The organism is Aeromonas bestiarum, assembly GCF_028751155.1.
Lineage (GTDB): Bacteria > Pseudomonadota > Gammaproteobacteria > Enterobacterales > Aeromonadaceae > Aeromonas > Aeromonas bestiarum.
The window spans coordinates 1,792,840-1,814,805 of the sequence record NZ_CP064746.1; the positions used below are offsets into that span (position 1 = coordinate 1,792,840).

Sequence of the window (21,966 nt, forward strand, 5' to 3'; positions counted from 1 at the left end):
TTCCTGCTAAATGTTGTTTAGGTATCCCTTGTCACACTCTGCTCATGCCGCCCTTTACAGGGTCTGACCACTTCCCAACACTTTGTTGAGCAATGGCTCAGAAGGGAGTGCGACATGCGTGAACAAAAGACCCATCTTGTTGATCAGGAAGTGGATTTCCCTGCCGATGAACAGCTGGTCTCCACCACGGATCTGCAGGGCGTGATCACCTACGCCAACGATCATTTCTGCCGGGTGGCCGGTTACAGCCGCGCCGAACTGGTGGGCCAGCACCACAACATGGTGCGCCACCCCGACATGCCCAAGGCGGCATTTGCCGATCTGTGGGGCAAGCTCAAGCAGGGCCAGCCATGGCGCGGCATGGTGAAGAACCGCTGCCAGGATGGTCGCTATTACTGGGTGGATGCCTATGTCACCCCCATCTTCGAGCAGGGCAAGGTCAACGGTTACCAGTCGGTGCGCTGCCGCGCCGATCCGCAGATGAAGGCCATTGCCGCCCGCACCTATGCCCGCTTGCGCGCCGCCGAACAAGGGGGTCGCCAGCCCCGTCTTTCCCTGTCACGGCTGCGCCACGGGGTCGCCGGGGCTGGGCTGCTGGCGCTGGCCTGGCTGGGGGCCGTGCAGCTTGGCTCCTGGGCGCCGCTCTATATGGCGTTGCCGCTGATCTTGCTGGGCCTGATCTATCGCCACGAGCTCATCACCACCCCCCGTTATCTGCAGCAGTTGGCCGGTGAGTATGACAGCCTGACCCGGCTCATCTATTCGGGGCAGGAGCCGAGCGCCATCGCCGATTTTCACATCAAGCTGCTGCAGGCCCGCATCCGGACCGTGCTGGGGCGGGTGGATGATGCCACCCACGCCCTGCAGGATCTGGCGGTGCACCTGAAGAGCGCCTCCAGCGAGGCCAGCTCGGACATTGCCGAGCAGGATGCCCAGACCCAGCAGATGGCGGCGGCCATCACGCAGATGGCGAGCACGGCGCAGGAGATAGCCCGCAACATCCAGGACACCAACAGCCAGATAGCCCAGGCCAAGACCCATTGCCAGCACACGGATCGCCAACTCATCGACACGGAACGCAAGATCACCGAGCTGGCGACGGAGGCGGAGCACGCCTTTGCCTCGGCGGTGGCGCTGGCCAGCGAATCGGATCGCATCGGGGTACTGATGGGTGAGATCCAGGGCATAGCCGATCAGACCAACCTGCTGGCGCTCAATGCCGCCATCGAAGCGGCCAGGGCGGGTGAGCAGGGGCGCGGTTTTGCTGTGGTGGCGGACGAGGTGCGCACCCTGTCGACCCGTACCCACAAGGCGACCGAGCAGATCCAGAGCAGCATCAGCCAGATCCAGCGCACCCTGAATGGCTGGAAGGGCATGATGCAGAACAACCTGCAACAGACCCAGGCCTGCGTGGAGATGACCCGGCAGGGCTCCGGCAGCCTGCATCAGGTGCTGGCCGAAATCGAGCTGGTGATGGACTTCTCGGCCCAGATCTCGGCGGCGGCGGAGCAGCAACAGGCGGTGGTCGAGGACATCAGCCAGAACGTCAACCTCATCTCCCAGCACTCCCACGCCAACAGCAACAAGATGCAGGATGTGGACGAGTCGAGTGAGATCCTGCTGACCAAGGCCAGACAGCTCAAATCTCTGGGGCAGACCTTCGGCTAAGCCTGCCTGCGCCCTTGGTGTTGATAACCACAAGGCCACCCCGCGGGGTGGCCTTGTGGCGTTGGAGCCGGTCTGACGCCGTCAGTCAGGCTGAGCTCGCCCCCTGGCCGGCATTGGCGGGGGCCAGCTCGATCCCCTTGTCGTTGTACATGGCGCGATCGGCGTGGATCAGCCACTGCTCGGCGCGCCACCCCGGCTGGTATTGACTGATGCCGACGCTGATGCCTACCGCCAGCAGATGCTCGTTGACCTGAAAAGGCTGGGCCATGGCCATCCGGATCACCTCGGCTATGGTCTCGGCTTCGCCCAGATCCTGATCGGGCAGCAAGAGCACGAACTCGTCACCGGCCAGCCTGGCGAAGAAGCGCTGGTGGTTGAGGCTGCGGGTGATCCGATCCGCCAGCTGGCAGAGGATGGCATCCCCGTGGCTGTGGCCAAAGCCGTCGTTGACCTGCTTGAAGTTGTTGAGATCGCAAAACAGCAGACAACCTGGGCTGGGGCTCATGATCTGCGCCTCCAGCCGCTCCATCAGGCTCAGGCGGTTGGGCAGGCCGGTGAGGGGATCTCGCCGTGCCAGCTGCAATATCTCCTCTTCCCGCTGCTGGCGCAGGGCGATCTCGCGATTGAGGCGCTTGTTGCACACCAGCAGGTAGACAGCCAGCAGCAGGATCAGCGCGCAAGCCGTCAGACTCAGCAAAAACCAGGGGCGCCAGAAGACCCATTGCTCGGAGGGAGCCTGATAGAGAAAACCGGTCAGCGGCACCGGCTTGGGAATGAGGCCGATCTCGGCCAGCTGCTGCATGATGTGGGTGACGCGATCCGGGTTCATATACCCGATCTCCACATAGAGCGGCTGGATCATCTCCTTGCTCACCTGCAGCTCGTACTCCATGTGGGCCTGACTGCGGTTGACGCCATACTCTTTGCGCAGCAGGGCGATGGCCTCCTGGGGGTGGGCGAGGGCATAGCGCCACCCCTCGAGACTGGCGGCGCGAAAACGCGCCACCCGGTCCGGGTGGGCCTGCTCCTGCGCCTGAGTGGTGAACAGTATGTCGCTGTAGAAGTCGATGCCGTAATTGCGGGGGTTGATGACGGAGACGGGGATGCCGCGCTCTTCCAGATAGAAGGGCTCGTTGCTGAGGTAGGCGTTGAAGATATCGACCCGGCCCTCGATGAGATCCTCGATATTGACCGAGGTCTGGATCGGGGTGAGCTGGTGTTCATTGAGGCCCTGATAGTAAAGGGTGGCCAGCAACTCGGCGTCCTGATGGGCGGAAAACATCATGATCCGTTTGCCACGCATGCCATCAACGGTGAGAATGCCGCTGTCACGACGGGCCAGGAAGATGGACGGGGAGTGCTGAAAGACGCAGGCGAGCGCCAGCAAGGGCGTGCCCTTGGCATAGGCGGTCAGCACCTCTGTGTTGCCCACGCCAAAGTCGGCGCGACCGCTTTGCACCTCCTCCACCGGGCTTATGCCCTTGCCACCCGGCCTTATCTCCACGTCCAGTCCGGCCATGGCATAGAAGCCCTTGGCCTTGGCCATGTGATAGCCAACGAACTGGGGCTGGTGCAGCCAGCGCAGCTGGAGCACCACATGTTCTGGCGCTTCAAGCGGGGATTCGCTGGCCCGCAGGGGCATGGCGTGACTGACGCCAATCAGCAGCAACCAAAGCAAGCATCTCTTCATCCGTGCGAGTCTTGTTCTGAGTGTTCATGGGGGGCGACCCCTTGAGAGGGTCATATTCTTGTAATGAAACAGATTCTAAAGGGTTATTGATGTACCGGATACTAGCGCAGCACAAAGATTTCATGGTGATCAACAAGGGGCCCGGCCTTGGCATGCACGACGAGACCGACGAGTCCGGTCTGGTCAATCCGGGCCTGGTCAGTCGGGTCAAGGCCGACACCGGGTTTGTTCTCTATCCCGTCCATCGGCTCGACAAGATGACCTCCGGGCTGGTGTTGCTGGCGCGTACCACGACGGCGAACCGGGCGCTCAGCATGGCGTTTGCGGACCGGCAGGTGAGCAAGCAGTATCTGGCCCTCTCCGATCGCAAGCCCAAGAAGAAGCAGGGCTGGGTCAAGGGGGACATGCAAAAAGGGCGTGGCGGCAGCTGGATGCTGGCGCGCAGCCAGGACAACCCCGCCATCAGCTGGTTCGACTCTGTGCCGGTGCGCGAGGGCTTGCGGCTCTACCGCATCAAGCCCCAGACCGGCAAGACCCACCAGATCAGGGTTGCCTTGAAAAGCATAGGGGCGCCCATTCTGGGGGATGAGCGCTACGGCGGCACGGTGGCCGATCGCGGCTACCTGCACGCCTGGCGCCTGAGTTTCACCCTGGCAGACGAAGCATTCGATTTTCTCTGCCCTCCCGATGAGGGTGAGATGTTTCTCGCCCCCGAGCTCGATGCCGCCATCGTGGGGTTGAGCGAATGAGCGGCGCTCAGGCGCTGCCGGAGAACCCGGTGCCCGCCAGCGGCTGGATCCTGGCGGATTTTGACGACACCCTGGCCCCGGGCGACAGCCATGCCGGCCTGCTGCGTTACATATTGCGGCGCCGTCTCTGGCCGCTGTTGCTGCTGCCGGTGATCGCGCTGGGTGGCCTGGTGTACCTTGTACCCAGCCAGCGCAGGCGGGGGATTTCGCTGATCTGGTGGGCCATCACCCTGGGGCTCTCGCCCCTGGGCTGGCGCAAGCTGGTGCGGGCCTATTGCCGTACCCGACCTGGGCTGTTTCGCGAGGCGCGCGCCTTGCTGGCGGACGTGCACGAGCGCTGCTGGGTGATCTCCGCCAGCCCCCGCGCCCTGGTGCGTGGTCAGCTCTATCAACAACTGCCCGGCACGCTGCCCCATCGCACCCTGGGCTCGCGGATGCACTACCGCTGCGGCGGTCTGATGCCGCGTTTTTACTGCCACGGCCAGCACAAGATCCTGCCCGAGATCCGCGCCCTCGCCGCGGTACTCAGCTTGAGCGACAGCCTGCACGATCTGCCGCTGCTGGCGCTGGGGGCACAGGCCTGGCTCATCAACCCCACCCCGAGTCGCCTGCAAAAAGCGCAGGCGCGCTTGCCCCGCATAGTGCCCAAACAGTGGCGGCTGTAAGGGAAAGCTGACAGCCTGCCGGGTCGCCGTGGGGCGATCCGCAAGGCTGCGGCCTCAATGTCACAATCTATTTACATCTTTTGGCGAGGGGGCGGGGAAACTATCTGAAACCCGCCTCTTCTCTTCTGCCGCGCACCTGCTTCTAATGAAACAAGTTGTTAACAATGGACCGATTGACGCAGTGGCCGGCCTGACAGTGCACCGCTGCGTCAACCCGCTTTAACCACTTTCAGTCATCAGCACATTGCAAGGAGCGCATCATGACGACCACTTCCTCTTCCCGTTCCCATACCATCAATCCCCTCGGCACCGATGGTTTCGAATTCGTCGAGTACACGGCGCCGGATGCCAAAGGCATAGCCGCCCTCAAGGCGTTGTTTGTCTCGCTGGGGTTCGCCGAGGTGGCACAACACAAGCACAAACAGTGTTGGCTCTACCGTCAGGGCGACATCAACTTCGTGGTCAACGCCGAGCCTCACTCCCAGGCGGAGCAGTTCGCCAGCCTGCACGGACCTAGCGTCTGCGGCATGGCGTTTCGGGTGGCGGATGCGGGCAAGGCCCAGCAGTTTGCCATCACCAAGGGCGCCAAGCCCTTCGTCGGCAAGATAGGGCCCATGGAGCTCAACATCCCCGCCATCTACGGCATAGGCGAGAGCACGCTGTCGTTTGTCGACCGCTACGGTGACAAGGGCTCCATCTATGACGTGGATTTCGTCTTCTACCCGGACTGGCAGGCACGCATGGCCGAGGTGGATGCCGGGCTTTACGAGATAGATCACCTGACCCACAACGTCCAGCGCGGCAACATGGATGTCTGGTCGAACTTCTATGAGCGGATCGGCAACTTTCGCGAAATTCGCTACTTCGACATCGAAGGCAAGCTGACCGGCCTGCATTCCCGTGCCATGACGGCCCCCTGCGGCAAAATTCGGATCCCCATCAACGAATCCTCCGACGACAAGTCCCAGATCGAGGAGTACCTGCGTCAGTACAAGGGGGAGGGGATCCAGCACATAGCCCTGGCCTCCAGCGACATCTACCAGACCATACGCACCCTGCGTGGCCGCGGCACCGGTTTTATGCCGACGCCGGACACCTACTACGAGAAGGTCAACAGCCGGGTCGAGGGCCATCAGGAGGATCTGGAGGCGCTCAAAGCGCTGCGGATCCTGATCGACGGCTCGCCGACGAAAGATGGCATCCTGTTGCAGATCTTCACCGACACCGTCATAGGCCCGGTGTTCTTCGAGATCATCCAGCGCAAGGGCAACGAGGGGTTCGGCGAGGGCAACTTCCAGGCACTGTTCGAATCCATTGAACTGGACCAGATCCGCCGTGGCGTCTTGAGCGGAGAGCCCAGCGATGCGTAACGGGATCCGACTTCATCGAACCGTGCTCCACTCATGCGAGGTATTTGGCGATGCGTAACTGGATAAGCTTTCCCCATCGGGAGGGGACCCACTCCCGCCAGGCTCATGCCGATCTGCCCGAGCAGGCCATCTATGAGCGTGAACTGGGGCGGGCCGGTTTCTTCGGCCCCGCCACCCACATGCACCACAAGCACGCCCCCACCGACTGGACCAACTGGGAGGGGCCGCTGCGGCCGAGGGCGTTTGACTTGAACGGTTTGCAGGAGGAGGTGAGCTCCCTCTCCCCCTGGGTGATGCCGGATATTCTGCACAATGTCCACTGCCGCTACCGGATGTGGCGCCTGCAGGAGGCGATGCCGTTTCTGGTGCGCAACGCCGACGGCGACGAGCTGCTGTTCATCCACGAGGGGAGCGGAGAGTTCTACTGCGACTACGGCCACCTGACCTTGCGGGACGGCGACTATGTGGTGATCCCCCGTGGCACCATGTGGCGTATCGAACCCACTGCGCCCCTGTTCATCCTGATGATAGAGGCGACCAACGACAGCTATCAGCTGCCGGACAAGGGGCTGGTGGGCAATCACGCCATCTTCGATCCGGCGGCGCTGGATGTACCCGCCATAGACCCGGCCTTTTTGGCCCAGCAGGATGAAAATCCCTGGTCGCTGCAGGTCAAGCGCCACAACCAGGTCTCCGTCATCACCTGGCCCTTCAACCCGCTGGATGCGCTGGGCTGGCACGGGGACCTGTGCGTGGTGCGCCTCAACTGGCGCGACATTCGCCCGCTGATGAGCCACCGCTACCACTTGCCACCCTCGGCCCACTCCACCTTCGTGGCGAGCCGGTTCGTCGTCTGCACCTTCGTGCCGCGTCCCATAGAGAGCGACCCCGGCGCCCTCAAGGTGCCCTTCTATCACAGCAATGACGACTACGACGAGGTGCTCTTCTACCACGCCGGGGACTTCTTCAGCCGGGACAACATCGAGCGGGGCATGGTCACCTTCCACCCCGCAGGTTTCACCCACGGCCCCCATCCCAAGGCGTTTGCGGCGGGGCAGGCCTATGCCAAGAAGTTCACCGACGAGGTGGCCGTGATGCTGGATACCCGCGATGCGCTCAATGTTGGCGGCCTGTGCGAAGGGGTGGAGAACCCGCGCTACGTCAGCAGCTGGCAGCGCCCGGACCTCATGACTGCCAACGGCAAATAAGGATTTTTATGAAACTTGCAACCTTGAACAACGGCAAGCGCGATGGCGCCCTGGTAGTGGTCAGTCGGGATTTGAGCCGTGCGGTGCGGGTGGCGTCCATCGCCCCCACCCTGCAGGCGGCCCTCGATGAGTGGGCCGAGACCGAGCCCAAGCTGGCCGCCGTCTATCAGACCCTCAACGATGGCACCTGTGCCGATGCCTTCCCGTTTGATGAGAGTGAATGCCTCTCGCCCTTGCCCCGTGCCTACCAGTGGGCCGACGGCAGCGCCTACGTCAACCATGTGGAGCTGGTGCGCAAGGCCCGCGGCGCCGAGATGCCGGAAAGCTTCTGGCACGATCCCCTGATCTACCAGGGCGGCTCGGATTGCTTCCTGGCGCCCCGCGGCCCCATAGTGATGGGTTCCGAGGAGTGGGGTATCGATTTCGAGTCGGAGGTGGCCATCATCACCGACGACGTACCTATGGGGACGAGCCCGCAGGCCGCCGCCGCCCACGTCAAGCTGCTGATGCTGGTGAACGACGTGAGCCTGCGCAACCTGATCCCGGGCGAGCTTGCCAAGGGCTTTGGCTTCTTCCAGTCCAAACCGTCGAGCGCCTTCTCGCCGGTGGCCATCACCCCGGACGAGCTGGGGAGCGACTGGCAGGAGGGCAAGGTGCATCTGCCGCTGGAAACTTATCTCAACGGCGCCCTGTTCGGTGCCCCCAATGCCGGGGTGGACATGACCTTCAACTTCCATGAGCTGGTCGCCCACGCCGCCAAAACCCGGCCGCTCGGGGCGGGCTGCATCATAGGCTCGGGGACCGTCTCCAACTATGACCGCAGTGCCGGATCCTCCTGCCTCGCCGAGCTGCGCATGTTGGAAATTATCGAGTCAGGTCAAGCCACTACACCCTTTCTGCGCTTTGGTGATACAGTGTCCATCGCGATGCAGGATCGCAACGGGATGAGTCTGTTTGGCACCATTTTGCAAAAAGTCACGCAACAAGATGTCAGCCAGATGACGTGAAGGAGCCAGTGCGGGCACAGGGCCGACTGGTGAACGGCAGGTGCCCTTGCACCTGCCAACACAGGGACAGATTATGTTGCAGTTGTTTGGATATTGGCGTTCATCGGCAAGCTATCGGGTGCGGATCGTGATGCAGCTCAAGGGGCTCGATTACGAGCATCACCCAGTCAACCTGCGGCAGGGCGAGCAGCGCGAGAAGGCCTATCATCGCATCAACCCCCAGGGGCTGGTGCCCTTCCTCATCGACGGGGATGTGCAGTTCGGTCAGTCGGTTGCCATCATGGAGTACCTCGACGAGACCTATCCCGCCTATCCGCTGATGCCCTCGGCCGCCCAGGCGCGAGCCAGGGTGCGCCAGATAGTCAACATGATTGCCTGCGACACGCACCCGCTCGACAACCTGCGGGTGCTCAATTATCTGGAGCAGGAGCTGGGGCTGGGCAAGGCGCAGCGTGATGCCTGGTATCGCCACTGGATTGACGAGACCTTCAGGGTACTCGAACCCTTGTTGATGACCACGGCCGGTGTCTATTGCGTCGGCAACGAGGTGACTCTGGCCGACTGCATGCTGGTGCCCCAGGTCTACAACGCCCGCCGCTACGACATGACCCTGGATGAGTACCCCACCATCGCCCGCATCGTCGCCAACTGCGAGCAGCTGCAGGCCTTTATCAAGGCCGCGCCAGAGCAGCAGCCGGATGCGCAGGTCTGATATGGTGCATGCGGGTTGGGCTGCATGACACCGGCCCAACCCGCACTGCTCAACGCTGTTGTCCCCCTCCCGCTCGATTCACCTCATGGCGTCCCGTTGCATCCATACAGGCGAAAGCCGGGCCGTTCACTCAATCGCTGGTAGTAGTCATTCACGGCCAGCAGTGGTGGCCGGTCAAACGGCGTTTCCAGCCAGCGGTTGACCGACAGGCCGATGGGAATATCCGCGAGCGAGAAGCGGCTCCCAGCCACATAAGCACCGGTTGCCTGGAGATGCCGATCCAGGATCTGCATGTATCTGGACCAATCCGCACATCCCGCGCTGAGTGCCCGGCTGTCCTGATGCAAGGGCGAATGCCTGACCAGCGACAGGAATGTGTAGCGCCAGGCGGCGTTCAAATCCGATGCTTGCCAATCGATCCATTGATCGACCATGGCCCTCGCGCGTGCCTCGACTGGATAGAGAGTGGCTTCACCATAGCGCGCCGCCAGGTAGCGGATGATGGTATTTGATTCCCACAGTGTGAAGTCGCCGTCCTGAATGACAGGCACCATGGCGTTCGGGTTCATTGCCAGGAATTCAGGGGTATCCGTCGGCTTGAAGCCCGCTCCCCACTCATCCAGCTCGAAAGGGAGACCCGTCTCGGCGCAGGTCCACAGCACCTTGCGCACATTGATTGACGAGGCCTTGCCCAATATCCGTATCATCTCTTCGTCCTTGTGTGGTGAGTCTGGGCTTATCCATGACAGGGTTTCATCGATTGGCGGGTCAGCTGCGGGCCGTCTTGGGCTGGAAGAAGGCGATAAACTTGCCGAATTTCGCCTCGTCGTAGCTCTTTCCCTTCTCCAGCAGCCCTGTGTTGAAAGACTCCAGCAACTTGCCTTTGGCATCCAGCACGTAGAAGTGGGGCACCCCAAGATACTCGGGGTAGCGTTTTAGGAAGGGCTCGTTCTTGTTCGCCTTGCTGACGTTCACCTTGACCACCACGAAGGTCTGGTTGAACTGGCTGGCAAGGGCTGGCTCCCGGTCCAGGAAGTGGTTCATCTCCTGGCACCAGCTGCACCACTCACCGCCCACCAGCAGCAGGACCTTCTTGCCCTCGGCACTGGCTTTGGTGGTTGCGGCGGCCAGATCCTGCGCCGGATCCCGCCGCTCGTCATACCCCTGACTGTAATCGGGCAGTGTGCTGGTCCAGAGATGGCCGGCGCTGTACGCCTCGCCATGGAACAGGGCCGTGCCCAGCAGCAGCGGCAATAGCAGTCGCTTCATCCTTTTCTCCTTGTGTTGTTGTTCGTTGCTTCCAAGCCGCAACAATGTGACACGAGCGAACCCCTTCGCCAAGCGGCAAGAGTGGCAGGGCATATGCGAAAAATGGGAATGATGGGTCAGAAAGGTGCCTTTGTCGGTGTGGCCGCTGGCTGCTGGCTACTTCAGGGAATGAAATGAGGAGAGTGGAATACAGAGCCTGTCCCTTGGGATATTGATGCGGGAAAATGGCGAATAATAAGCGGCCGTCATGTGCTTGCTGGTATTCAGCGCCATGGAACATAATACCCGTCACGCTGGCGATAAAGGTGGATTTCATATCTCTGTATATTTGACCGAACCCATATATAAAATATTGTTTTGCTGAGGTTTCATCTGTGTTGGTGATACAGCTGTGGTTCAGCTCACTCCTTGGCTAGCGCTGGGGAGTGTCATGCTTGTGCTGTGTTGGTTGTTCATATCGATACTTTAAATTGATATTTAATATATTTTTGGTGTTTTGAGTCTGTTATCACGTTTGTGATAGTCGATAAAACCTAACATCGTCGCACCCATAATAGATGCGAACCGGTTGCGTATCGAGAATTAACCTGCCTTTGAAAATTGTCATGGGCATAAACAGTTAGCGGTATTGATAACCCGTCGACATGGCTCATGGCATTCAGGTTTATCAAGCGTGTCACCCTGTCAGCTATATCCATCGCTAGATGGGAAGGGGTATTTCACGTTAATTTTGCAACAAGGAGATATCATGCATTCCTTCAAGAAGTGCGTCGTCGCACTCTCCATCAACCTTGCTCTCTTCTCGTCGGCGTTCGCCTGCACCACCTTGCTGGTTGGCAGCGAGGCCAGCGCCGATGGCTCCATGATGGTGGCCCGCAGTGCCGACAGCGATGCCCTGAAAGCCCAGCATTTCGTGATCCATCCGGCGAAACAGGGCCAGAGCGGCGTGCACAGTTCCAAGGCCCACAACGGCGCCAATGATTTCAGCTATCCCCTGCCGAAAAACTCCCTGCGCTATACCACGGTACCGAACTGGAAGACCCAGCTGCACGGCGCCACAGGTTTCAACGAGAAAGGGGTGGGGGTGAGCGGCACCGAGTCCATTTTCGCCTCGCCCGAGGCACTCGCCTTCGATCCCTATGTCGAGGATAAGGGCATCACCGAGGATGATATTCCCGATGTGCTGCTTTCGCGCGCCACCTCGGCCCGCGAGGCGGTCGCCCTGCTGGGCGACATCATAGAGACCATAGGCGCGGGGGAGGGGTTTGGCGTCGCCGTGGTGGATGACAACGAGCTCTGGTATCTGGAGACAGCCACCGGTCACCACTGGATGGCGCAGCGTCTGCCCAAGGACCAGTATTTTGCTTCTGGCAATCAGGGGCGCCTGCAGCAGTACGATCCCAAGAGTGCCGACATGATGGGCTCGAAAAATCTGGTCGAGTTTGCCACCGAGAAGGGGCTCTACCAGCCACAAAAGGATGGGAAGTTCAATTTCTCGCAGGCCTATACCCGCGACGACGAGCGGGATCGTACCTATAACGATCCCCGGGTCTGGACCATACAGCAGATGTTCAACCCCTCACTCAAGCAGGCGGTGGAGGCCGGTCGCCAATTCCCGGTCACCCTGATCCCCGAGAAGAAGATGACCCTGGATGAGGTCAAGGCGGTGCTGCGCAATCACTATGACGGCACCGAGCACGACCCTTACGGCAAAGGGTTGAACGGCCAGGAGCCGTGGCGCCCCATCAGCGTGTTTCGCACCTACGAGGCCCATGTGATGCAAGTGCGCCCCTGGATGCCGCGCGAGGTGGGGGAGGTGACCTATGTGGGCCTCGGCATGGCAGACTTGACCGCCTTCGTTCCCTACTACAGCGGTCTGGAAGCCTATCCGGCCCACTATGCCCTGGGTAGCGACAAGGCGGACAGCGACTCCATCTACTGGAAATATCGCAAACTGCAGACCCTGGTGATGACGGATTACCCCAAGCTGGCACCCATGGTGAAGCAGGCTTACCAGAGCTGGGAGGCGAAGATCGCCAACGAGCAGAAAGAGATGGAAGTCAGCTATCTGAAAACGGTCAAAACAGACAAGGCCGCCGCCAACAGCCTGCTCAACGACTTCAATCTGCGGGTGATGAAGGATGCGGAAGCACTGACCGACGATCTGACCAACCAGGTCTTCACCGTCCGCACTCAGGATATTCAGGCCGATATCTTCTTTGCCAACAAGGCGAAAAAGGATTGATGCCGCTCAACGCGGCAACATAGGCCAGCTGAGCTGACGAGCGCCATCGCCATGGCCAAAAAATAAAAGCCCCTCGCGAGGGGCTTTGTTGTTGGCTGGTTGGCCAGGATATCCGTCAGCGGATCAGTAACTCTGCTGGTGGACGTCCATCACGGCGCGACCGGAGGGGTCTGCCATCTCCTTGAATTTGGCATCCCACTCCAAGGCGGTCGGGGTAGAGCAGGCGACCGACTTGCCGTAGGGCACGGTACGGGCGGCGGACTCCAGCGGGAAGTGCTCGTCGAAGATGGCGCGGTAGTAGTAGGCCTCCTTGGTGAGCGGGGTGTTGACGGGGAAGCGGAACGCCGCCGCCTCGAACATCTGATCCGTCACTTCGATTTCGACCATGGCCTTGAGGCTGTCAATCCAGGAGTAACCCACGCCGTCGGAGAACTGCTCCTTCTGGCGCCAGGCCACTTCGTGGGGCAACAGCTCCTCGAACGCTTCGCGCAGTATGTGTTTCTCGATCTTGCCGTTGCCGCACATCTTGTCGGCAGGGTTGAGGCGCATCGCCACGTCCATGAACTCCTTGTCGAGGAAGGGCACGCGACCCTCCACGCCCCAGGCGGCCATGGACTTGTTGGCCCGCAGGCAGTCATACAGATGCAGGGAGGCGAGCTTGCGCACGTTCTCCTCGTGGAACTCTTTGGCATTCGGCGCCTTGTGGAAGTAGAGGTAACCGCCAAACAGCTCGTCCGAACCCTCGCCCGACAGCACCATCTTGATCCCCATCGCCTTGATGTAACGGGCCATCAGGTACATGGGGGTAGAGGCGCGGATGGTGGTGACGTCATAGGTCTCGAGGTGATAGATGACGTCGCGCAGGGCATCCAGACCCTCTTGCACTGTGAAGTGGATCTGGTGGTGGATGGTGCCGAGGTGATCGGCCACCTTGCGGGCGGCGGCGAGATCCGGCGAGCCTTCCAGGCCGACTGCGAAGGAGTGCAGCTGGGGCCACCAGGCCTCGCTCTTGCCATCGTCTTCCACCCGGCGGGCGGCATAGATCTTGGTGATGGCGGAGATGACGGAGGAATCCAGACCGCCGGAGAGCAACACGCCATAGGGCACGTCGCACATCAGCTGGCGCTTGACTGCCGCTTCCAGCGCGGCTTTCAGTTCAGCCCGGTCGCTGACCTTGTGCTCGACCGCTGCGTACTCCATCCAGTCACGCTTGTACCACTGTTTGAGCTCGCCATCCTTGCTCCACAGGTAATGTCCCGGCGGGAAGGTTTCAACGCTCTTGCATACCGGCACCAGGGCCTTCATCTCGGAGGCGACATAGAAGTTGCCGTGCTCGTCGCGACCGGTATAGAGGGGGATGATCCCCATGTGGTCACGACCAATCAGGTAGGCATCCTGCTCGGCGTCATAGAGGATGAAGGCGAAGATGCCGTTGAGATCGTCCAAAAAGGCGGGGCCCTTCTCCTTGTAGAGGGCCAGCAGCACCTCGCAATCGGAGTGGGTCTGGAACTGGAAGTCGACCTTGAGGTTCTTCTCGAGTTCTTTGTGGTTGTAGATCTCGCCGTTGACGGCCAATACGTGAGTGCGCTCCGGGTTGTAGAGCGGTTGGGCGCCATTGCCCGGATCGACGATGGCCAGGCGCTCGTGCACCAGTATGGCTTTGTCTGTGCTGTAGACGCCGGACCAGTCAGGACCGCGGTGACGCAATCGCTTGGACATCTCCAGGGCCGATTTGCGCAAGGCTGCTGCATCGGATTTGATGTCCAGAATGCCGAAAATAGAACACATTGGCGGTAATCCTCTTGATTTTTATAGGAGCCCCCCACGAACGGGCTCGAAATTCCATTTACATTCCTCGCCAATCACAATGCCTAGCGCAAAAGCCTTTTGCAAGCGGGAAAACCGCACAAAATCATGCCGCAAACGTCAAGTCGACGGGGGCATCAAGCGGCGGGTTCCGAGGGGCGACTTGACGCGCGCGTCAAGCGGTGGCGGGCTCGAAGATCACATAGAGCTTGCGACAGGGGGTGAGTGTCTCCCACTGCCCGACAAAGCCTGCCGGAATAATGAACTGATCCCCCGGTTTGAGGGCAAGCTGGCCGCCCTGACTGTCGTGGATCACCACATCCCCTTCCAGCAGCTGGCAATACTCGTGCTCCGTGTAGTGGATGGCCCAGCGGCCGGGTTCGCAGGCCCAGAAGCCCACGTGAAACTGCTGGCTCGGATCCGAGTAGTGGTTCGAGACAGTTTGCGCCGGGTTGCCCGCTTTAATGCGCTCGGGGGCGGGTATCAGCGGGGCGGGGGCGGCCTGGTGGCTGCTGAGCAGGATCCAGTCGTTGAGGGTCTTCATGGTGCCTCCTTGGCAAGGATATAAAAGCGGGACCATACTGGTCCCGCGTTTGTTCGTTTTATTAAACACAGTTGTGCATAACGTAAACGATACGTCTCACCTTGCCAAGCGTCGTCAGCGTGGCTGCAACCGCTTGATGACATGGCGGGCGAAGCCGCTGCCCGCCTCGTCGTAGACGTTGAACACAGCATCCACCCCCTGTTCGCGCAGGGAGGCTATGTCATCCTCGAAGCGGACTATGGCCGCTATCTTGCCGCCAAAGCCGTGGCTGCGCAGCTTCTCGATGGCGTAGAGATTGCCCGAGTGGTGGGGCATGGCCAGCAGCACAAGGTTGACCTGGTTGGAGAGCAGTACCTTGTCCCAGAAGTCGGTATCTGTGGCGTCTCCCTCGATGACGTTCATCCCCTGGGCGCGCAGGGTGGGCAGCTTCTCGCTGTCGTTCTCCACCCCGAGGATCACTGTGCCGTACTTGTTCTCCAGCTCGAAGTAGGCGCCCTGGCCGATGCGGCCCATGCCGAGGATGATCACCTCGGCATCGCCGAGTTCGATGGGCCTGTCCTCCGGGTGCAGGGTGTTGGCCTGGATCCCGCGCAGCCAGCTGCCGAGTCTGTGGTAGATCCGCTCGCTCTGGCTGTTGAGCGGTGCCGAGATCATGAAGCTTGCCGCCAGCGCCAGTGAAAGGGCGACCAGCCACTCGTGGGAGATCCACCCCGCCTTGGCGGCGATGGCGGCCACGATCAGGCCAAACTCCGAGAAGTTGGTGAGCGCCAGGGTGGAGAGCAGGGCGGTACGCACCCGCAGGTGGGCTCCGCTGTAGACCAGGTAGTAGAGCGCGCTCTTGAGCGGCAGCGCCAGCACCAGTGCCAGCGCCAGCAGCATGGTATCGTGGGTCGGCAGGCCGTTGAGACCTATGGTCAGGAAGAAGCAGACGAGGAAGAGGTCTTTGAGGTTGAACAGCGCCTTGGCCAAGCCGGCGGCGGCCGGGTGGGAGGCCAGCATCATGCCGATGATGAGCGCCCCCAGATCGGGCTTGAGCCCCACCACCTCAAAACCGGCGGCGCCCACCACCAGCGCCAGGAAGATCCCGAACAGCACCTGCAGCTCGCCGTGGCCGGCCCGCTCCAGGAGCTTGAACAGCAAGGGGCGCAGCAGCGGCAAGCCGAGCACCCAGAGTGCCCAGATGCTGGGCCACTGGCCGCTGGAAAATGCCAGAAAGGCCACCGCGAACACATCCTGCATGACCAGCACCCCGATGGCGAGCCGGGCGTAGAGGGCATTCATGTCGCTGCGATCCTCCAGCACCTTGACCGCAAAGACGGTGCTGGAGAAGGAGAGGGCAAAGCCGAGCAGCAGCGCCAGCTTCCAGTCCAGCGACAGGGCCAGCGCGAGCCCCAGCCCCTTGCACACCAGCAGAACCACGGTAAACAGCAGGGTTGAGCAGAGCAGATGGACGCTGGTGGTGCCCCACACATCGCGCCGCATCAGGGTCTTGACGTTGAGCTTGAGACCTATGGTGAACAGCAGCAGGGTGACCCCGAGATCGGCAACCTCGTTCAGTGCCAGGGTGTTGTGATAGCCCATGCCGTTGAGGAGGAAGCCGGCGGCCAGAAAGCCCAGCAGGGGTGGCAACCCTATGAGGTTGACCAGCATGCCGCACCCGAAGGCCACGGCGATCATCATTGGTTCCATTTCGCGTCCTTCGGGGGCTGCGGGTCAGCCCCGGCTAGATGCTGGTGACGGCCTGATGACGGGCATGGCGGCGCCATGCCCGGGCCGGCGATCAGACGATGTCTATGTCCACGACTGAGTCGAAGATGTGGTTCGGGCGAAACGGCATGCGATCGATATCCGCCACCTTGCTCACCCCGGAGAGCACCAGCACGGTTTCGAGACCGGCCTGGAAGCCTGCCAGAATATCGGTGCGCAGGTTGTCGCCTATGATGACGGTGTCATCGGAGTGGGCCTCCATCCGGTTGAGCGCCGCCCGTATGATCCAGGCGCTCGGCTTGCCCACATAGAAGGGCTTCTTGCCGGTCATCCGTTCTATGGGGGCGCAGAGGGCGCCGCAGGCCGGGTGCATCATGGGGCCGTGGGTATCCGGGTTGGTGGCGATGAAGCGGGCCCCCTGATCGACGAACTTGGCGCCCAGCTGCATCATGGTCCAGTTGTAGTTGCGGGTCTCGCCCACCACCACGAAGTCGGGGTCTATGTCGGTGATGGTGAAGCCGGCCTTGTAGAGCTCGTGGGTCAGGGCACCCTCGCCAATCACATAGGCCTTTTTACCATCCTGGCGTTTGAGAAAATCGGCGGTGCCCATGGCTGAGGTGTAGAAGCACTCTTCCGGCACCTCGATCCCGGCGGAGCGGAAGCGGTTCTGCAGATCTTTCTGGGTCTGGGCCGGGTAGTTGGTGAGGAACAACAGCTTGCTGCCCTGCTCCAGCAGGCGATGGACGAAGCGGTCGGCACCGGGCACCAGATCGTTGTTGTGCAGTATGACGCCGTCGATGTCACAGATGACACTTTTCTTCATGGGGACTCCTTGTGTAGGCGCAAGAGGCGGCGGAAAGTTGCGCCAACTCTTAATATCTTCAATCAGTTATGTTGTTTTTGTGACGCCATTATAAGTCTGTTTGATGACAAGTCTCCCCCACAATCAGAGATAGGTGCACAATGAGCAGAAGAGGGGAGGGATCCGCTCTGCGAGTGGCAGATCCCGCGGTCTGTGTGTTGATGGAGCCGTCATCATGGATAACTTTATTGCCGGTTTGCCCAAGCTGGAGTTGCACCTGCATATCGAAGGAACGCTCGAGCCTGAGCTGATGTTTGCCCTGGCCAAACGCAACGGGGTGGCCCTGCCCTGGCCCGATGTGGAGAGCGTGCGTGCCGCCTATGATTTTGACTGTCTGCAAACCTTCCTCGATCTCTACTACCTGGGCGCCAGCGTGCTCGTCACCGAGCAGGATTTCTTCGACCTCACCTGGGCCTATCTGGAACGCTGCGCCGCCGACAAGGTGGTGCACGTGGAGATCTTCTTCGACCCCCAGACGCATACCGCCCGCGGCGTGCCCCTTGCCATCGTGCTGGGGGGAATAGAGCGCGCGCTGCAGGCGGGGGAGCGGGAGTTGGGCATCAGCTGGCGCCTTATCATGAGCTTTCTGCGTCACCTGAGCGAGGAGGCCGCCTTCGCCACCCTGGCTGAGGCGATGCCGTTCCTCGCCCGCATTCACGGTATCGGCCTCGACTCGGGGGAGAAGGGCAATCCGCCCAGCAAGTTTGCCCGGGTGTTTGCCCGCTGCCGCGAGCTGGGGCTGCCGGTGGTGGCTCATGCGGGTGAAGAGGGGCCTGCCGAGTACATCTGGCAGGCCATCAATGAGTTGCAGGTGCGGCGCATCGATCACGGGGTGCGCTCGGCAGAGGATCCCGAACTGCTGCGCTATCTGGCCGATACCCGGCTGCCGCTCACCGTCTGCCCCCTCTCCAACACCCGGCTCAAGGTGTTTGACCGCATGGCCCATCACAATGTGCTCACCCTGCTGGAGCAGGGGCTCTGCGTCACCATCAACTCCGACGATCCCGCCTACTTCGGCGGCTACATGGCGGCGAACTTCCACGCCCTGGCCCATGACCTTGGCGCCAGCATGAATCAGCTCTGCCGCTTGTCGCTCAATGCCGTCGAGGCGAGCTGGCTCAGCCTGGCGGACAAGGCACGGCTCACCCGGGAGATCAGGAGCTATGCCGCCTGTTACGGGGTCGCCCTCTACTAGTCTCGTGCGGCCAACTGCCTCGGCGACACAAAACAGCAGGCCCGCCAGTGATGGCGGGCCTGCTGCGTTTCGACAGGCTGGCGTGCCGACAGGGGCCGCTGGCCGGTATCAGGCCGATTGTGGCTCGGTGGCCTCTTGATAGGTCGGGTAGTCGGTCAGCCCCTGTTCGCCACCACCAAACAGGGTGGCCGGATCGTGGGGGGCGAACGGGTAGCCGTGGCGCAGCCGGTTTGGCAGATCCGGGTTGGCCACGAAGGGGCGACCAAAGCCAATCATGTCGGCCCAACCGGCCTGGAGGGCGGCCCGTGCTCGCTCGCCATCGTATTTGCCCGCATAGATGAGGGTGTTGGGGAAGGCGTCCCGCAGCCCCTGCTTGAAGTTTTCCGGCATCAGGGGGGCATCGTCCCAGTCCGCCTCTGCGATGTGCAGGTAGACGACATCAAGCTCCCCCAGCAAGCGGGCGGCGGCCAGATAGGTCTGCTGCGGGTTGGCATCGACTGTGCCGTTGAGGGTGGTGAGCGGCGCGAGGCGCACCCCGACGCGGTCGGCTCCGATTTCGGCACTGACCGCCTCTGTCACCTCTTTCAGGAAACGCAGGCGATTTTCCAGCGAGCCGCCGTAGTTGTCGGTGCGGGTGTTGGACTCTGAGTCGAGGAACTGATTGATGAGGTAGCCGTTGGCGGCGTGCAGCTCTATGCCGTCGAAGCCGGCCAGCATGGCGTTGCGGGCCGCCTGGCGGAACTGGCCCACCACTGCATCTATCTCTTGCTGGGTCATGGCGCGCGGGGTGACCGTTTCCACGAAGCCGGGTGCATCGCTGCCGTTATCGACGAACACCTTGACGCCCACGGCCTTGATGGCCGACGACGAGATGGGCTGGGCGCCGCCCAGGTTGTCAGGGTGGGTGACCCGGCCCACGTGCCAGAGCTGGGCGAAGATGGTGCCCCCCTTGGCATGGACGGCATCGGTCACCCCCTTCCAGCCGGCCACTTGCTCGGCGCTGTGGATCCCCGGCGTCCAGGCATAGCCCTTGCCCATGGGGTCTACCTGGGTACCTTCGCTGATGATGAGGCCCGCCTCGGCGCGCTGGGCGTAATAGGTGGCCATCATGGCATTGGCCACATCACCGGGTTGGCTAGCGCGGGAGCGGGTCATGGGGGGCATGACGATACGGTTGTTAAGGTGCAACTGGCCCAGACGCAGCGGGCAGAACAGGTGATCGTGGCTCATCTTGAGTTCCTCATGGTGGGAGTGAGGCCACTCTAGCCCTGCGGCTTGTTGTGAAAAAGGGGGGTAATTGCAGAAAAGAATTGCAGTGATGGCATCAATCCATCGGCACAGGGTCTGGATGGCGCTCGCTGGCTCGCCAGCGGGCAGCTGAGGGACTGGGAGGGGAGCGCTGGCTGCGGTGTCGTGCAATAAAAAGTGCAACAAACAGCGCCATAAAAAGAGGGCCTGCTCGGCCCTCCTTGTTCATGTGACCTGGGCTCAGGTCCCCAGCGGCATGACCCGTACCCGTTCGATGCGGCGCTCGCTCACCTCGACCACCTCGAAGCAGAGCTGCTGCAGTTGCAACTGCTGGCCCGGGGTGGGCAAGGAGCCGAAGTGGGAGAGCAGCATGCCCGCCAGGGTCACGTATTCGTCGCTCTCGCTCACCAGCCCCTCGTGTTCCAGCACCTGTTCCACATGGTGGATGTTGGTGCTGCCGTTGATGAGCCAGCCTTCTCCGTCGCGCACCATGTCCGGGGTTTCGTCCTCGTCCGGCAGTTCGCCGACGATGGCCTCCAGCAGATCGTGGGTGGTGACCAGCCCCTGGATGACGCCAAACTCGTCGGAGACCAGGATCAGACTGCCCTTGGCCTGGCGCAGCTCCGCCAGCAGCCGGATCACGTTGATGGTCTGCGGCACTATGATGGGGTCGTTCTGCTTGGCCAGCTCGCTCAACGGTTGCCCCTCGTTGAGGGCAAACAGCAGATCCCGCGCCTTGACCACGCCTATGATCTCGTCCAGATCGCCGTCACAGACCGGGAACAGGCTGTGAGGCTCCTGTTGCAGCAGGGCGCGGATCTCCTCGGGCGAGTCGTTGACATCGATCCAGGCCATGTCGGAGCGCGGCGTCATTATGGTGCGGATGGAGCGCTCGGCCAGCGACAAGACCCCGGTCACCATGTAACGCTCCTCCTCGCCAAAGCTCAGCGGCGCAGGCGCCGGCGCATCCAGATCATCGTCCGGTCTGTCCTGATATGCCTTGCTGCCCATCAGCTTGAAGATGGCGGCCGTGGTGCGCTCGCGCAGGGGCTGCTTGGCCTCGTGGCGCTCGGCACTGCGCTGGGAGAGCTGGTTGAAGAACTCGATCAGCACCGAGAAGCCGATGGCCGCGTAGAGGTAGCCCTTCGGAATATGGAAGCCAAACCCTTCCGCCACCAGGCTGAAGCCGATCATCAACAGGAAGCTCAGGCAGAGCACCACCACGGTCGGGTGGGCGTTGACGAACTGGGTCAGGGGCTTGGAGGCGAGCACCATCACCAGCATGGCGATGGTCACGGCCGCCATCATGACGCCCAGGTGTTCCACCATGCCCACCGCAGTGATGATGGAGTCCAGCGAGAAGACGGCATCCAGCACCAGGATCTGCGCCACCACAACACCGAAACTGGCGTAGACGCCGCTGTGGCCGCCGGACTCGGGGTTGGCCTCAAGCCGCTCGTGCAGCTCTGTGGTGGCCTTGAACAGCAGGAACAGGCCGCCGCCCATCAGGATGAGATCCCGACCGGAGAAGACGAGCTCGCCGAGCTGAAGAATGGGGGCGGTCAGGGTCACCAGCCACGACATCACCGCCAGCAGGCCCAGACGCATCAGCAGGGCCAGCGACAGGCCTATGATGCGGGCCTTGTCCCGCTGGGCGGGGGGCAGTTTTTTCACCAGGATGGCGATGAAGACCAGGTTGTCGATCCCCAGCACGATTTCCAGAATGATCAGGGTAAACAGACCCACCCAGATGTGGGGATCCAGCAGCAATTCCATGTAATGACCTCAATAAAAAACAGACAGAGCGGGTGTCAGTGACGGCGAAAAATGGCCGTGGGAGCACGAAACTTGGGTGTTTTCAGAGGCGCTGGTGGAGCAATAACAGATACATTTTGACAGGGAGAAACGAAGGGCAACTTCGGGGATTGTCCATGATGGGCAATAAAACCTCGGGTTAAAAATGAGCCCTGATGATAGCGGGAATCGGCGCGTTGGCAAGCGCATGGCGATTAATTTGACAA

Annotated in this window: 18 protein-coding genes; 9 read left to right on the top strand and 9 right to left on the bottom strand. The window is 61.5% G+C overall.

What is annotated here, in order from left to right:
- Positions 1-114: 114 nt before the first annotated feature.
- Positions 115-1,668 carry a methyl-accepting chemotaxis protein gene (locus IU367_RS08395; RefSeq protein WP_274454011.1) on the top strand — a complete coding sequence of 518 codons (1,554 nt, stop codon included), beginning with the start codon at positions 115-117 and terminating at the stop codon, positions 1,666-1,668.
- Between the two features lie 85 nt (positions 1,669-1,753).
- Here IU367_RS08395 and IU367_RS08400 read toward each other — a convergent pair whose 3' ends face one another.
- Positions 1,754-3,358 carry a GGDEF domain-containing protein gene (locus tag IU367_RS08400; protein ID WP_274454013.1) on the bottom strand — a complete coding sequence of 535 codons (1,605 nt, stop codon included), beginning with the start codon at positions 3,356-3,358 and terminating at the stop codon, positions 1,754-1,756.
- A gap of 89 nt (positions 3,359-3,447) precedes the next feature.
- On the opposite strand from IU367_RS08400, the gene IU367_RS08405 reads away from it, so the two are divergent.
- From IU367_RS08405 to maiA, 6 genes are all read left to right on the top strand, one after another.
- Positions 3,448-4,107, top strand: coding sequence for a TIGR01621 family pseudouridine synthase (locus IU367_RS08405; protein ID WP_274454015.1), 660 nt, complete (start codon positions 3,448-3,450; stop codon positions 4,105-4,107).
- On the top strand, positions 4,104-4,772 hold the full coding sequence (locus IU367_RS08410) for an HAD family hydrolase (RefSeq protein ID WP_274454016.1): 669 nt from the start codon (positions 4,104-4,106) through the stop codon (positions 4,770-4,772). The genes IU367_RS08405 and IU367_RS08410 overlap by 4 nt, the downstream gene beginning before the upstream one ends.
- Before the next feature lie 260 nt (positions 4,773-5,032).
- Positions 5,033-6,142: a 4-hydroxyphenylpyruvate dioxygenase gene (gene hppD / locus IU367_RS08415; protein WP_241326078.1), complete on the top strand. Its 1,110-nt coding sequence runs from the start codon at positions 5,033-5,035 to the stop codon at positions 6,140-6,142.
- A 50-nt stretch (positions 6,143-6,192) separates the two neighbouring features.
- On the top strand, positions 6,193-7,350 hold the full coding sequence (locus IU367_RS08420) for a homogentisate 1,2-dioxygenase (protein ID WP_274454017.1): 1,158 nt from the start codon (positions 6,193-6,195) through the stop codon (positions 7,348-7,350).
- An 8-nt stretch (positions 7,351-7,358) separates the two neighbouring features.
- A complete protein-coding gene (locus IU367_RS08425) occupies positions 7,359-8,357 on the top strand; it encodes a fumarylacetoacetate hydrolase family protein (protein ID WP_274454019.1) in 999 nt (332 codons plus the stop codon).
- Between the two features lie 73 nt (positions 8,358-8,430).
- Positions 8,431-9,069, top strand: coding sequence for a maleylacetoacetate isomerase (maiA, locus tag IU367_RS08430; RefSeq protein WP_052159089.1), 639 nt, complete (start codon positions 8,431-8,433; stop codon positions 9,067-9,069).
- Between the two features lie 83 nt (positions 9,070-9,152).
- Here the strand turns inward: maiA and IU367_RS08435 are convergent, their stop codons facing one another.
- Both IU367_RS08435 and IU367_RS08440 read right to left on the bottom strand, forming a co-directional pair.
- Positions 9,153-9,776 (bottom strand): glutathione S-transferase family protein, encoded by a 624-nt coding sequence (locus tag IU367_RS08435; RefSeq protein WP_274454021.1) that lies wholly within the window; start codon positions 9,774-9,776, stop codon positions 9,153-9,155.
- 61 nt (positions 9,777-9,837) lie between these two features.
- Positions 9,838-10,338: a thioredoxin family protein gene (locus IU367_RS08440; protein ID WP_241326082.1), complete on the bottom strand. Its 501-nt coding sequence runs from the start codon at positions 10,336-10,338 to the stop codon at positions 9,838-9,840.
- A gap of 748 nt (positions 10,339-11,086) precedes the next feature.
- Here IU367_RS08440 and IU367_RS08445 point away from each other — a divergent pair.
- Positions 11,087-12,583, top strand: a complete 1,497-nt coding sequence (locus IU367_RS08445) for a C69 family dipeptidase (RefSeq protein ID WP_274454023.1) — start codon at positions 11,087-11,089, stop codon at positions 12,581-12,583.
- Between the two features lie 123 nt (positions 12,584-12,706).
- On the opposite strand, the gene asnB is transcribed toward IU367_RS08445, so the two are convergent.
- From asnB to IU367_RS08465, 4 genes are all read right to left on the bottom strand, one after another.
- Positions 12,707-14,371 carry an asparagine synthase B gene (gene asnB / locus IU367_RS08450; protein ID WP_274454024.1) on the bottom strand — a complete coding sequence of 555 codons (1,665 nt, stop codon included), beginning with the start codon at positions 14,369-14,371 and terminating at the stop codon, positions 12,707-12,709.
- A gap of 193 nt (positions 14,372-14,564) precedes the next feature.
- Positions 14,565-14,933: a cupin domain-containing protein gene (locus IU367_RS08455; protein WP_274454025.1), complete on the bottom strand. Its 369-nt coding sequence runs from the start codon at positions 14,931-14,933 to the stop codon at positions 14,565-14,567.
- Positions 14,934-15,047: 114 nt separating this feature from the next.
- A complete protein-coding gene (locus IU367_RS08460; protein ID WP_274454026.1) occupies positions 15,048-16,622 on the bottom strand; it encodes a cation:proton antiporter family protein in 1,575 nt (524 codons plus the stop codon).
- A gap of 91 nt (positions 16,623-16,713) precedes the next feature.
- On the bottom strand, positions 16,714-17,463 hold the full coding sequence (locus tag IU367_RS08465; protein ID WP_043139434.1) for an HAD-IIA family hydrolase: 750 nt from the start codon (positions 17,461-17,463) through the stop codon (positions 16,714-16,716).
- Positions 17,464-17,677: 214 nt separating this feature from the next.
- On the opposite strand from IU367_RS08465, the gene IU367_RS08470 reads away from it, so the two are divergent.
- A complete protein-coding gene (locus tag IU367_RS08470; protein WP_103470508.1) occupies positions 17,678-18,697 on the top strand; it encodes an adenosine deaminase in 1,020 nt (339 codons plus the stop codon).
- Positions 18,698-18,805: 108 nt separating this feature from the next.
- On the opposite strand, the gene IU367_RS08475 is transcribed toward IU367_RS08470, so the two are convergent.
- Positions 18,806-19,927 (bottom strand): alkene reductase, encoded by a 1,122-nt coding sequence (locus IU367_RS08475; RefSeq protein WP_274454027.1) that lies wholly within the window; start codon positions 19,925-19,927, stop codon positions 18,806-18,808.
- A 258-nt stretch (positions 19,928-20,185) separates the two neighbouring features.
- A complete protein-coding gene (locus tag IU367_RS08480) occupies positions 20,186-21,721 on the bottom strand; it encodes a TerC family protein (protein ID WP_098983753.1) in 1,536 nt (511 codons plus the stop codon).
- Between the last annotated feature and the right edge of the window lie 245 nt (positions 21,722-21,966).